The following is a 12,242-nucleotide window of genomic DNA, read 5'->3' as shown; positions in this document are numbered from 1 at the left end:
CCCCGCATACCCCGCCGCCGGGAGCGCCGCCCACGCCGCCGCCCGGCGCCCCGGCCACGCCCCAGCCGGGCATGCCGCCCACGCCTCCGCCGGGCGCTCCGGCCACCCCGCCGCCGGGCGCGCCCGGCACTCCGCCGCCGGTGGCACCGCAGACCCCGCCGCCCGGGGCCGGTGGCTACGGCTACCCCGGCCCGGCCGGCTACCCGACGCCGACGCACGCCCAGCCGACCCAGGTCGGCATGCCGATGCAGCCCTACGGCACGGGCGGGCAGCCGCAGTACGGCTATCCGCAGACCCAGCAGCAGCCGCAGATGCCGCAGGGTCCCGGCGGTCCGGGCGGCGGTGACCGGAAGGCGGCCCGGCAGCGTCTGATGATCATCATCAGCGCGGTGGTCGCGGTGGCGCTCATCGTCGGCGCCGGCATCTTCTTCATCGCCAAGGACGACGGCGGTGGCGGCAAGGCGGACGACGACAACAAGACCAGCCAGGGTCCCACCGGTGGGCCCGAGGAGGGTCCGCGGAGCAAGTTCAAGGCGAAGCCCGCGCCCGCGATGGTGGACGCACGACTGCTCAACAGCGTCCGCGTGCCGAAGGTCAAGGACCAGCAGGTCACCGTGCCCGGCCTGTGGGCGACGGACAAGATCTTCGCCAAGACCGAGGACTTCAAGATCACCGGCTACCCGGTGGGCGGCGGCAGCGCGGAGTGGGAGATCCCGCTCGACGGCCAGGTCTGCGAGGGCTGGCGCGGGGTCACCAAGGACAACCTCACCGCGGTCGTCTTCGAGGACCACAAGCCGAAGAACGACAAGGACTACGCCCGCTGCACCGAGGTCGGCCTGATCGACCTGGACGAGGGCAAGCTGGTCTGGCAGAAGCACATCGAGTCGACCGGTTCGCCGGTCACCTTCGAAGAGGTCACCATCGGCGCCGGCGCGGTCGCCGCGGGCGGCCTGGACGGGGGCGCGGCCTGGTCGCTGGACGGCAAGGAGCTGTGGGCCCCGCAGGACGGCGCGGACTGCGAGGACCGCGGCTACGAGGGCAGCGAGGACAAGCTGGTCGCCGCCACCTACTGCGGTGAGTACGACAACCCGAGCATCAAGGTCAGCTCGGTCAACCCCAAGAACGGCGACATCATCTCGGGCTACGAGCTGCCGCGCGGCATCAAGGACGTGCACGTGGTGTCGGCGGACCCGCTGGTGCTGGGTCTGGAAGCCGCCGGTGAGAGCTACGACGTGTCGGACGTGTGGGTCATCGACGACAGCGCCAAGACCGGGAAGCTCAAGACCAAGATCTCCACGCGGAACGGCCAGTACGTGGTGAACTGCGGCTCCTCCAACATCGGGGGCTGCACCCAGATCGTGGTGAGCGAGCAGACCGAGACCGTCTTCATGGCGAGCGAGGCGCGGTCCGGCGGGGGCGCGGGCACGGTCAACGAGATCGTGGCGTTCAGCATGAAGACCGGCAAGACCATCGGCAAGGCCGACGGTGACAAGGAAGCCGAGACGGTTCCGCTGAGCCTGGACGAGGACGGCTATCTGATCGCCTACCAGTTGCCCACCTACGACGCGGGCGGCATGGTCTGGCGGGTCGACCCGACCACGTACAAGAAGGACCCGCTGATGCGGAACCCGAGCGCCAGCGCGGACAAGGAGAACTGGTTCACCCCGGACAGCAGCTGGATCTCCTACGTCAACGGCCACCTGTACCTGGGGTACGTGTACGCCTCCAAGGCCACCAGCTCCTTCGACCGGGAGCGCCTGCTGGCGATGGGCTTCGGCGCCGGCTGACCGGCCGTCCGCCCGGCGGTGGTGACCGCCGGGCGATCGCAGCCGCGACGACCCCGTTCGTCCTCCTCCGGATCCCGGTCCGGGCGCGGAGGCGCGAGCGGGGTCGTCGCGCGTGTTCAGGAGGGTGCGGGTGGTCCGTGCCGGCCGGGGAGGGGCGGGCATCGGCTGTTGAAACGATCTGTTTCGGTCGCGAAGTAGATCTCCGCTGGACACCTATGGCCGGTATTCCGACAATCAGCTGGGCTTGTTCCCGGTTGTCGGCGCACGGCCCGGAGCGAACGGGTAGCTTCCGGGAAGGGGGGTTCATGGGTGTACGACTCATGGTGGTCGACGACCACCGGCTGCTGGCCGAGGCACTTGCCTCGGCTCTGAGACTCCGCGGCCACCGGGTGCTGGCCGCCGCGGCACCGAGCGCCGGAGCCGCGGAACTGGTGGTGACCCGGTCGCCCGAGGTGTGTCTGCTGGGCACCTCCACGCCGGCCGCGCCCGGGGCGTTCGAACCGGTGCGGCGCATCAAGGCGGAGCGGCCGCAGGTGGCGGTGGTGGTGCTCGGCCCGGTGCCCAGCCCCCGTGGCATCGCCGCCGCGTTCGCCGCCGGGGCGTCCGGCTACGTCCGCCACGACGAGCGGATCGACGGCGTGGAGCGGGCCATGATCAAGGCCCGGGCGGGGGAGGCGGCGGTGGCCCCGCAGTTGCTGCAGGGGGCGTTCTCGGAACTGCTGGACCCGGCGGCGCAGCCGGACGACGAGGGCGCGCGGCTGTTGCAGATCCTCACCCCGCGCGAGGTCGAGGTGCTGGTGCGGGTCGCCGAGGGCGAGGACACCCGGCTGATCGCGGCGGGCATGGGGATAGCGCCGAGCACCGCGCGCACCCATGTGCAGCGGGTCCTGATGAAGCTCGGGGTGGGGTCGCGGCTGGAGGCGGCGGCGCTGGCGGCGCGTACCGGACTGCTGGACCGGGCCCCGCACCCGACGGCCGGGCCGGACCAGGACTGACCCGGCCGCGGCGGCCGGTCCGGCGCGTCCGGCCGCGGCGTGGTGCGGGGCGGGGCGCCGCCCGCGGATGTGCCGGCCCGGAGCGCCCGGACCGGCCCCTGCGCCGGGCCGGGCCTTCCGCCGGGCCGGGCCTTCCGCCGGGCCGGGCCTTCCGCCGGGCCGGGGTCGGCCCGGGTGCTACGGCCGTCGTTCCGCCGGGAGTTCCTCGGCCGGGGGCGGCGGCGGGGCGACCGGCCGCAGTCGGACCCAGACCAGGAAGAAGGCGCCCAGGGCGAACATGCCGATGCCGGTCCAGAGGTTGATGTTGATGTCCTGCGCCTTCTTCAGATCGGCGTCGGACGCGGTGATCCCGGCGATGGTGACGATGACGCCGTAGACCACGAACAGGCCGCCGATGATGAGGCGTACGTCGAAGAGCCGGGCGGCGGTCGCGGACCTGCGCTCCAGTTCCTCGACCTCGTGCTGGTACTCGTGCTCGCTCATGGTGGGTCACCTCGCGCGGGGTCAGAAGGAGAACGGGACGTAGCAGACGGCGGCCAGGATGATCGCGCCCCAGCCCAGCAGGGCCGGTCTGCGGTACCAGGCGTCGTCGCCCTCGGCCGGCGGCTCCTCCATGCCCGGGGACCGGGTGCCGTAGACCAGGCCGGCGAGTTCCTCGGCCGGCTTGGGCCTGGTGAACGCGGTGACCACCACCATCACCGCACCGCCGACGACGAACGCCACGATGGAGGAGACGAAGTTGGCGCCCTGGTCGGTGGGTATGTCGATGACGCCCTGCTTGTAGAACCAGAAGTAGTTGACCATCGCGGCGACGGTGCCCGAGAGCAGCCCCCAGAAGCCGGCCGCGGCGGTGGACCGCTTCCAGAACATGCCGATGATGAAGACGCAGAACAGCGGCACGTTGAAGAACGAGAACAGGGTCTGCAGGTAGTTCATGATGTTGCTGAACGACGAGGCGATGAACGCGGTCCCCATGCCGATCAGCACCCCGACGGCGGTGACCACCCGCCCGGTGGCGAGGTAGTAGCCGTCCGGGCGCCCCTTCCGCACGTACGCGGCCCAGATGTCGTTGGTGAAGACGGTGTTGAAGGAGGAGACGTTGGCGGCCATGCCCGCCATGAACGCGGCGAGCAGTCCGGTGACCGCGACGCCGAGCACGCCGTTCGGCAGCAGGTCCCGCATCAGCACCGGAATGGCGTCGTTGTACTGCAGTCCGCTGCCTTCCTTGCCCAGCGAGGGCTCCATCACCAGCGCGATCAGCCCGGGGACGACCACCACCATCGGGATGAGGATCTTGGGGAAGGCGGCGATCAGCGGGGTGCGCTTGGCGGCCGAGAGGTTCTTGGCGGACAGGGCGCGCTGCACCTCGGCGAAGTTGGTCGTCCAGTAGCCGAAGCTCATCACGAAGCCCAGACCCAGCACGATGGTGAGCCAGTTGGCGCCCAGCGCGTTGTCCGAGCCGATGCCGGTGCCGCCCCAGGCGGAGAGGAAGTCGTCGCCGTGGCTGCCGCTGAGGCCGTCGGTCAGGCCGTCCACCCCGCCGACGCGCTTGAGACCGACGACGGTGAGCGGGATGAGCGCGGCGAGGATGACGAAGAACTGCAGCACCTCGTTGTAGATGGCGGAGGACAGCCCGCCCAGCGTGATGTACGCGAGGACGAAGAAGCCGGCCACCACGATCGCCAGCCACTGCGGCCAGCCGATCAGCGCCTCCAGCACGATCGCCATCGCGTACAGGTTGACGCCGGCGATCAGCACCGAGGACACCGCGAAGATGATCGAGGAGAGCAGATGGGAGGACGGTCCGAACCGGTGCAGCAGGAACTCCGGCACCGACCTGACCTTCGACCCGTAGTAGAAGGGCATCATCACCAGGCCGAGGAAGACCATGGCCGGGATGGCGCCGATCCAGTACCAGTGGACGGTGTAGGCGCCGTACTGGGCGCCGTTGGCGGCCATGCCCAGGATCTCGGTGGCGCCGAGGTTGGCGGCGACGAAGGCCAGTCCGGTGACCCAGGCGGGCAGCGACCGGCCGGACAGGAAGAAGTCGAGGCTGGTCCGCACACTGCGCCGGGCGGCGAAGCCGATGCCCAGGACGACGGCGAAGTAGATGCCCAGGATGGTGTAGTCGAGCCCGTTGGTGGGGAGTCGTAGCCCCTCGGCCAGTTGTTGCATGGGTCACTCTTTTCGGTCCGGGGTCGCACCTCAGACGACGCGAGCATCGTGGGACGGGACGGGACGGAGGCGGTTCGGGGCGGGTCTGGACGGGACGAGCGGGACGGGGGCGGGTCGGGACGGGGCGGGTCGGGACGGGACGGGGACGGGTCGGGACCGGGACGTGAACTCGGACCGGAACGCGAACGCACAGAAACGTACGCCTTGGGCTCCAGCATCTGAACACTTCTGTTGAATCTTTTTGTTTGATCGTGATGAAGTTGATCGAACGGCCGAGTCATGCCCGGTTTGCCCCTCTGGTCGCCCGGAGCCGTGCCGGCTGTGGTGCCGTGGGCGGAACGGAGGCCATTGACGCCACTGTTGGCTCATGGTTCATTGTGTTTGATTCTGTTGGGGCTGTGCGGTGCGAGGAGGAGAACCCCCCGGTGAAGAAGACGGCGATCCGGCTGGCCGACGGACGCGAGCTGATCTACTACGACGCCCGCGACGACGCGGTGCGCGAAGGCATCGACCAGCGGCCCCTGGAGCGCACCCGCACCACCTCGGAGGTGCGCACCGACCGGCTCCTCGGCGACCGGGTGGTGATCGCCTCCCACCGGCAGGGCCGGACCTACCACCCGCCCGCCGACCAGTGCCCGCTGTGCCCGTCCCGGCCCGGCGAGGGCCGGCTGACCGAGATCCCGGCCGCCGACTACGACGTCGCCGTCTTCGAGAACCGCTTCCCCTCGCTCGCCGGCGACCTGGGCCGGTGCGAGGTGGTCTGCTTCACCGCCGACCACGACACGTCCTTCGCCGGCCTCTCCGAGGACCGCGCCGCCCTGGTCCTCGACGCCTGGACCGACCGCACCGCCGAGCTGTCCCGGCTCCCCGAGGTGGCCCAGGTGTACTGCTTCGAGAACCGGGGGGCGGAGATCGGTGTCACCCTCGGCCACCCGCACGGCCAGATCTACGGCTACCCCTTCGCCACCCCGCGCACCTCGGCGATGCTGCGCTCCCTGGCCGAGCACCGGCAGCGCACCGGCGGGCGGAACCTCTTCGACGACCTGCTGGCCGAGGAGCGGGCGGACGGCCGGCGGGTGGTGCTGGCGGGCGAGCACTGGACGGCGTTCGTGCCGTACGCCGCGCACTGGCCCTACGAGGTGCACCTCTATCCGCATCGCCGGGTCGCCGACCTGCGGGCGCTCGGCGACGCGGCGCGTGCGGAGTTCCCCGGGATCTACCTCGAACTGCTCCGGCGCTTCGACCGGATCTTCGGCCCCGGACAGCCCCCCACCCCGTACGTCTCGGGCTGGCACCAGGCCCCGTTCCGCCATCCGGACCGTGAAGGGTTCGCCCTCCACCTTGAGCTTTTCACCATTCGACGGACTTCCGGCAAGCTGAAGTTCCTCGCGGGTTCCGAATCCGGCATGAGTGTGTTCATCAACGACGTGCCGCCGGAGGCAGCGGCCGAGCGACTGCGAGAGGTAGCGAGTTAACGATGGGCAACAAGTACCTGGTCACCGGCGGCGCGGGATACGTCGGCAGCGTGGTCGCGGCGCACCTGCTGGAAGCGGGACACCAGGTGACCGTCCTCGACGACCTGTCCACCGGGCACCGGGCGGGAGTCCCGGCGGGTGCGGAGTTCATCGAGGGGCGGATCCAGGACGCCGCCAAGTGGCTCGACCGCTCCTACGACGCGGTGCTGCACTTCGCCGCCTTCTCGCAGGTCGGAGAGTCGGTGGTGAACCCCGAGAAGTACTGGGTCAACAACGTGGGCGGTACCGCCGACCTGCTCGCCGCGATGCGCGACGCCGGGGTGCGCACCCTGGTCTTCTCGTCCACCGCGGCGACCTACGGGGAGCCCGCCACCACCCCGATCACCGAGGACGCCGCGACCGCGCCGACCAACCCCTACGGCGCCTCGAAGCTGGCCGTGGACCACATGATCAGCGGTGAGTGCGCGGCGCACGGCCTGGCCGCCGTGTCCCTGCGCTACTTCAACGTCGCGGGCGCCTACCGGGCCGCCGACGGGGTCACCCACGGCGAACGCCACGACCCGGAGTCGCACCTCATCCCGCTCGTCCTCCAGGTGGCCCAGGGCCGCCGGGAGGCGATCTCGGTCTTCGGCGACGACTACCCCACGCCGGACGGCACCTGCGTCCGCGACTACATCCACGTCGCCGACCTCGCCGAGGCGCATCTGCTGGCGCTGACCGGTGCCCGCGCCGGCGAGCACCTGGTCTGCAACCTGGGCAACGGCAACGGCTTCTCCGTCCGCGAAGTGATCGAGACCGTGCGCCGGGTCACCGGCCACCCGATCCCGGAGGTCGTGGCCGGGCGCCGGGGCGGCGACCCGGCGGTCCTGGTGGCCTCCGCGGAACGCGCCAAGGAGCGGCTGGGCTGGCGGCCCGCCCGCGCCGACCTCGCCGGCATCGTGGCGGACGCCTGGGCGTTCGCGCAGCGGAAGGAGACCGAGTGAACGGACGGACCGAGCACGGCCCCGACCGGGCCGCGGCCGCGTACCGGGAGGTGTACGGGGCCGCGCCGGCCGGTGTCTGGGCAGCCCCCGGCCGGATCAACCTGATCGGCGAACACACCGACTACAACGACGGCTTCGTGATGCCGCTGGCGCTGCCGCTCACCACGCTCGCCGCCGCTTCGGCGCGCGACGACGGCGTGCTCCGGCTCTCCTCGGGCGATGTCCCGGGCAGCGTGGTGACCCTGTCGGTCGACGCGCTGTCCCCCGACGCCCGGGACGGCGGGTCATGGGCGGCCTACCCGGCGGGCGTGGTCTGGGCGCTGCGGGAGGCCGGGCTGCCGGTCGGCGGCGCCGATCTGCACTTCGACAGCTCGGTTCCCACCGGCGCCGGGCTGTCCTCGTCCGCCGCGCTGGAGGTCGCCACCGCCACCGCCCTGGACGAGCTGTACGGCCTCGGGCTGGCGCGGCCCGAGGCCGCCCGGCTGTGCCAGCGCGCGGAGAACGACTTCGTGGGCGTGCCGTGCGGGGTGATGGACCAGATGGCGTCGGCCTGCTGCACCGCCGGGCACGCGCTCTTCCTGGACACCCGGGACCTCCGGCTGCGGCAGGTGCCCCTGGATCTGGCGGCTGCCGGGCTGCGGCTGCTGGTGGTCGACACCCGGGTCAAGCACGAACTGGGGGACGGCGCGTACGCGCGGCGGCGCGCCTCCTGCGAGGCCGGCGCGCGGGCGCTCGGTGTGCGGGCCCTGCGTGACGTGCCCTACGAGAGCCTCGACGACGCGCTGGCGGAACTCGCCGGGGCGGAACGGTCCGGCGGCGACGGCGCGGTGCCCCGCCGGGTCCGCCATGTGGTCACCGAGAACCGGCGGGTGGCGGAGGTCGTCCGGCGTCTGGACGCGGGGGAGCCGGCCGCGATCGGTCCGCTGCTGACCGCCGGACACGCCTCCTGCCGTGACGACTTCGAGGTCTCCTGCGCGGAGCTGGACCTGGTGGTGGAGGCGGCGAACGCGGCGGGCGCACTCGGGGCCCGGATGACCGGCGGTGGATTCGGTGGTTCGGCGATCGTGCTGGTGGCGGAGGAGACCGCCGGCGCGGTCGCCGAGGCGGTGGGCAAGGCGTTCGCCGCGGCCGGGCACCGAGGCCCGAGGATCTTCCCGGCACTGCCCGCGGACGGGGCGCGGCGGGTGTGCTGAACCGCTGGTCTCCGGCCATATCGCGGCCTGGCGCCACCTTTCTCGATCAAATTAAGTCAAACTTGATTGGCTTCGATGGGGATGCGGAACACTAACCCCACTGTGGAGCGGCGAGGCGGGCAGTTTCTCCGTTTTGCCTCCGTGGTCCGACCCCAGCCGTAGCCTGATCTGCACGTCGGTGGGGGCCGACGCTCATCAGCAGGCGGCGTTCAGCACGCGGCGCCCATCGAGGGGGCGGGACCACTGATCTTCTTCGCATCCGGCGACATGGGGGGTGGCTGTGGCACGTATCCGGGTCCTGGTGGTGGACGATCACCGCATCTTCGCCGAGTCGCTGGCCGCCGCCCTCGCCGCTGAACAGGACGTCGAGGTGGCGGCGGCCGGCAGCGGGCCGGCGGCGCTGCGCTGTCTGGACCGGGGTGCGGCCGAGGGGCGGAGCTTCGACGTGACCCTGGTCGACGCCGACCTCGGCGCGGCGGGCACCGAGCCCGCCGTCCCGGGCGCCCGCGCTACGGGCCGGGGTGCCGAGGTCGCGCGCCCCGCCGCGGATGGACTCTCCCTGGTCAGCGCGGTCCGCACGGCCCACCCGGAGGCGCGTGCGGTGGTGCTCGCCGAGCGCGACGACCCGCGCCGGGCGGCCGCCGCGCTGCAGGCCGGGGCCTGCGGCTGGGTGGCCAAGGACTGCTCGCTGGCCCGGCTGCTCACCGTCATCCGGGGCGTGCTGCGGGACGAGACGCACCTGCCGCCCGCGCTGCTCACCGGCGTGCTGCGCGAACTCACCGCGGCCCGCAAGCACCGGACCGAGAGCGAGCGGCTGGTGGAGTCGCTCACCCCCCGCGAGCGGGAGGTGCTGCGCTGCATGGTCGCCGGGCTGGGGCGCAAGGCGGTCGCCGAGCGCCTCTACCTCTCCCCGCACACCGTCCGCACCCACATGCAGAACGTGCTGGGCAAGCTGGGGGTGCACTCCACGCTGGCCGCGGTGGCCCTCGCCCGCCGGGCCGGGGTCGGCCCCGCCGACCTGGGCGCCTCCTGGGCCGCCTCCCGCGCGGAGTCCGGCGGAGCCGCCGTCACGAGCGGCGGCGCCCGACGGACGTCAGCCCGGGATGTTGTCGAACGGGGCGGTCAACTGGCGTAGCAGTGCCGCGAGTTCGCCGCGCTGCGCCTGGGTCAGCTCGCCGAGGATCGCCCGCTCCTGGGCGAGCAGTCCGGCCAGCGCCTGGTCCGCCCGGTCGCGTCCCTCCGAGGTGAGCCGGACCAGTACGCCGCGCCGGTCGCTGGGGTCGGGCAGCCGTTCGACCAGGCCCTTCTTGGCCAGCCGGTCGATGCGGTTGGTCATGGTGCCCGAGGTGACCAGGGTCTGGGTGAGCAGCTGTCCGGGGGAGAGCTGGTAGGGTGCGCCGGCCCGGCGCAGCGAGGTGAGGACGTCGAACTCCCAGGGCTCCAACTGGTGCTCGGAGAAGGCCAGCCGACGGGCCCGGTCCAGGTGGCGGGCGAGCCGGCTCACCCGGCTGAGCACTTCCAGGGGTTCCACGTCGAGGTCAGGGCGCTCGCGGCGCCACGCTGCGACCAGCCGATCGACCTCGTCCTCCATGTCGATCAGTGTAGTTGATCTGTCGATGTGAAGTCTCTTGATGTCAAGAGATATTCTGGGGGAGGCTGGGCATCGAGGCGGGGAGACACCGCTCCGGCGGGAGGTATCGCTCGCTTCGTACCGTCCGTACCTGCAAGGGGACTCCACCATGCACACCCCACCGACATGGGATCCACACCAGTATCTCCGGCACTCCGGCCACCGCACGCGCCCGTTCGACGATCTGCTGGCGCGCATCCCCGCTCTGCCCGCCACCGGACGGGCCGCCCGGATAGCGGACCTGGGCTGCGGGCCGGGCAACGTCACCGCCCGGCTCGCCGACCGCTGGCCGGACGCCCTCATCACCGGCTTCGACAACTCCCGCGAGATGCTGTCCGAGGCGCGCCGGTACGCCGGCCCCACCCCGGGCGGCGGGCACCTCGACTTCCGGCCCGCCGACGCGGCCCACTGGACCCCCGACCGGGCGTACGACCTCATCGTCTCCAACGCCGCGCTGCAGTGGGTCCCCGGCCACCCGGACGCCTTCCCGCGCTGGGTGGACGCGCTGCCCCGCGGTGGTGTCCTCGCCTTCCAGGTCCCCGGCAACTTCACCTCGCCCAGCCACGCACTGCTCGGCGAACTCTGCGACTCCCCGCCCTGGCGGGACCGCCTCGCCGGACTCGGCCGCCGCTTCGTGCACGTGCTCGCCCCGGCGGACTACCTGGAGCGGCTGATGGCGCTCGGCTGCGCGGTGGACGTCTGGGAGACCACCTACGTGCAGGTCCTCGAAGGGCAGGACCCGGTGCTCGACTGGGTCAAGGGCACCGCGCTGCGGCCGGTCCTCACCGCGCTCCGGGACGATCCGCACGCCACCGAGGAGTTCCTCGCCGAATACCGCGACCTGCTGCGCAAGGCCTATCCGGCCGGCCCGTACGGCACCCCGTTCCCGTTCCGGCGGATCTTCGCGGTGGCCCGGAGGGTGGACGGCTGACCCGGCCCGCGGTCAGCCGCCGCAGCCGCATCCGCCACAGCCGCCTCCACAGCCGCCTCCGCAGCCGCCCCCCGAGTCCTTGGCGTCCTCGGCCGCCGGCGCCGCCAGCACCGACTGCAGTGCCGATCCGGCGAGCACCTCGGTGCCGTACAGGGCGAACAGCACGGCCGCGGTCAGCTGCACGGGGGTGGCCCAGAAGGTCGTGGCGGGCCCGGCCGGCCCCGCCGCGGCGTCCCACTCCGGGACGTTCCGGCAGGGGTGCTCCGACGTCAGGCGCAGCCGGGCCTTCTCGCCCGAGGGGGTCAGCCGCCCGGGCTCCGGGGACATCGCCAGGCACACGACGAGTACCACCAGGGCGAGTCCGCCCAGCGCGAGGCGGCCGGCGAGGCCGGTGACCGGCCAGTCCGCGAAGATCACGCAGAGGCCGGCGGCCAGGGAGGCCAGTGCCGCCCAGATGGCGGCGGTCCGCCACAGGGACCAGCGCACCGGGGAGCGCAGCGCTCCGGACGCGATGAGCCGCTTGTCGATCGCGTTCACCATGGGGTGCGCCATCAGCTCGGCGCGCGCGAGGGAGACGTCGCGCGGTCCCGGCTCCAAGCAGGCGAGCAGTGACTGCTCGCGGGGGCCGGTCGGCCGGACTCCGGCCGGCGGGGCGCCACCGGACTTCGCGGCGACGGGAGCGGTCCGGTCCGCCGGACGCACCCCGCTCCCGTCCAGTCGGAGGTTGCCGGACTGGTGGCCGAGGAACAGCGCGAGATCCGCGACCCGGCCGGCGCCGCCGGTCAGGTAGGCGATCTCCCACGGGTCGTCCGGCGGGTCCGGCGGGCCGGCCGGTTCCGCGGCCCGCGCCCAGCGGCGGACCACCTCCACCAGCAGCGGGAAGGCGGCCAGTACGGCCGCCACGATCCAAGCCTCGTGCATCGTGGCCCCCCAGTCGACGCGTCCGCGGCCAGTATGGAGCCGGAAGGATCGGTTCGGCAGGGCCCGGGCGAGCCCGCGGCGCCGGGGCCGGCCGGCCGCCGGGGCGCCGGCGCAGCAGCCGCGACGAGAACGGACCCGGGGACGGAGCGCGG

The 12,242-nt window shown here is 72.6% G+C and carries 11 protein-coding genes; 7 read left to right on the top strand and 4 right to left on the bottom strand.

Annotation, left to right across the window (positions count from 1 at the left end):
* The first annotated feature begins 140 nt into the window (after positions 1-140).
* Together ACH4B3_RS03785 and ACH4B3_RS03780 are read left to right on the top strand one after the other, a co-directional pair.
* Positions 141-1,787 (top strand): hypothetical protein, encoded by a 1,647-nt coding sequence (locus ACH4B3_RS03785; RefSeq protein ID WP_398461090.1) that lies wholly within the window; start codon positions 141-143, stop codon positions 1,785-1,787.
* A gap of 305 nt (positions 1,788-2,092) precedes the next feature.
* Positions 2,093-2,782 (top strand): response regulator transcription factor, encoded by a 690-nt coding sequence (locus tag ACH4B3_RS03780; protein WP_398461089.1) that lies wholly within the window; start codon positions 2,093-2,095, stop codon positions 2,780-2,782.
* Positions 2,783-2,959: 177 nt separating this feature from the next.
* Here ACH4B3_RS03780 and ACH4B3_RS03775 read toward each other — a convergent pair whose 3' ends face one another.
* Positions 2,960-3,265, bottom strand: coding sequence for a hypothetical protein (locus ACH4B3_RS03775; RefSeq protein WP_398461088.1), 306 nt, complete (start codon positions 3,263-3,265; stop codon positions 2,960-2,962).
* 21 nt (positions 3,266-3,286) lie between these two features.
* On the bottom strand, positions 3,287-4,957 hold the full coding sequence (locus tag ACH4B3_RS03770) for a sodium:solute symporter family protein (protein WP_398461087.1): 1,671 nt from the start codon (positions 4,955-4,957) through the stop codon (positions 3,287-3,289).
* Positions 4,958-5,382: 425 nt separating this feature from the next.
* On the opposite strand from ACH4B3_RS03770, the gene galT reads away from it, so the two are divergent.
* The 4 genes from galT (at position 5,383) to ACH4B3_RS03750 (ending at position 9,743) form a co-directional block, all read left to right on the top strand.
* Positions 5,383-6,432 carry a galactose-1-phosphate uridylyltransferase gene (gene galT, locus ACH4B3_RS03765; RefSeq protein WP_398461086.1) on the top strand — a complete coding sequence of 350 codons (1,050 nt, stop codon included), beginning with the start codon at positions 5,383-5,385 and terminating at the stop codon, positions 6,430-6,432.
* A 2-nt stretch (positions 6,433-6,434) separates the two neighbouring features.
* On the top strand, positions 6,435-7,415 hold the full coding sequence (gene galE, locus ACH4B3_RS03760) for a UDP-glucose 4-epimerase GalE (RefSeq protein WP_398461085.1): 981 nt from the start codon (positions 6,435-6,437) through the stop codon (positions 7,413-7,415).
* Positions 7,412-8,608, top strand: a complete 1,197-nt coding sequence (gene galK, locus ACH4B3_RS03755; RefSeq protein ID WP_398461084.1) for a galactokinase — start codon at positions 7,412-7,414, stop codon at positions 8,606-8,608. Before galE ends, galK begins: the two co-directional genes overlap by 4 nt.
* A 280-nt stretch (positions 8,609-8,888) precedes the next feature.
* A complete protein-coding gene (locus tag ACH4B3_RS03750) occupies positions 8,889-9,743 on the top strand; it encodes a LuxR C-terminal-related transcriptional regulator (protein ID WP_398461083.1) in 855 nt (284 codons plus the stop codon).
* On the opposite strand, the gene tamR is transcribed toward ACH4B3_RS03750, so the two are convergent.
* Positions 9,702-10,199 (bottom strand): MarR family transcriptional regulator TamR, encoded by a 498-nt coding sequence (tamR, locus tag ACH4B3_RS03745; RefSeq protein ID WP_398461082.1) that lies wholly within the window; start codon positions 10,197-10,199, stop codon positions 9,702-9,704. The two genes, ACH4B3_RS03750 and tamR, sit on opposite strands and share 42 nt — an antisense overlap.
* Positions 10,200-10,347: 148 nt before the next feature.
* Here tamR and ACH4B3_RS03740 point away from each other — a divergent pair, with 148 nt between their 5' ends.
* The gene (locus ACH4B3_RS03740) at positions 10,348-11,169 is read left to right on the top strand and encodes a trans-aconitate 2-methyltransferase (RefSeq protein WP_398461081.1); all 822 of its coding nucleotides are present in this window, start codon (positions 10,348-10,350) and stop codon (positions 11,167-11,169) included.
* 12 nt (positions 11,170-11,181) lie between these two features.
* On the opposite strand, the gene ACH4B3_RS03735 is transcribed toward ACH4B3_RS03740, so the two are convergent.
* The gene (locus ACH4B3_RS03735; RefSeq protein ID WP_398461080.1) at positions 11,182-12,090 is read right to left on the bottom strand and encodes a TIGR04222 domain-containing membrane protein; all 909 of its coding nucleotides are present in this window, start codon (positions 12,088-12,090) and stop codon (positions 11,182-11,184) included.
* Positions 12,091-12,242 lie beyond the last annotated feature (152 nt).

This window comes from Streptomyces sp. NPDC018031, assembly GCF_044327625.1.
Lineage (GTDB): Bacteria > Actinomycetota > Actinomycetes > Streptomycetales > Streptomycetaceae > Streptomyces.
Note: the sequence above shows the minus strand (reverse complement) of the source record. Positions and strands in the feature narration are given on the sequence as shown.

Excerpts from the sequence above, each read along its gene's own strand:
- ACH4B3_RS03740 (WP_398461081.1), top strand. The coding sequence starts at position 10,348 with ATGCACACCCCACCGACATGGGATCCACACCAGTATCTCCGGCACTCC.
- ACH4B3_RS03735 (WP_398461080.1), bottom strand. The coding sequence starts at position 12,090 with ATGCACGAGGCTTGGATCGTGGCGGCCGTACTGGCCGCCTTCCCGCTG.
- ACH4B3_RS03775 (WP_398461088.1), bottom strand. The coding sequence starts at position 3,265 with ATGAGCGAGCACGAGTACCAGCACGAGGTCGAGGAACTGGAGCGCAGG.
- ACH4B3_RS03770 (WP_398461087.1), bottom strand. The coding sequence starts at position 4,957 with ATGCAACAACTGGCCGAGGGGCTACGACTCCCCACCAACGGGCTCGAC.
- ACH4B3_RS03780 (WP_398461089.1), top strand. The coding sequence starts at position 2,093 with ATGGGTGTACGACTCATGGTGGTCGACGACCACCGGCTGCTGGCCGAG.
- galE (WP_398461085.1), top strand. The coding sequence starts at position 6,435 with ATGGGCAACAAGTACCTGGTCACCGGCGGCGCGGGATACGTCGGCAGC.
- tamR (WP_398461082.1), bottom strand. The coding sequence starts at position 10,199 with ATGGAGGACGAGGTCGATCGGCTGGTCGCAGCGTGGCGCCGCGAGCGC.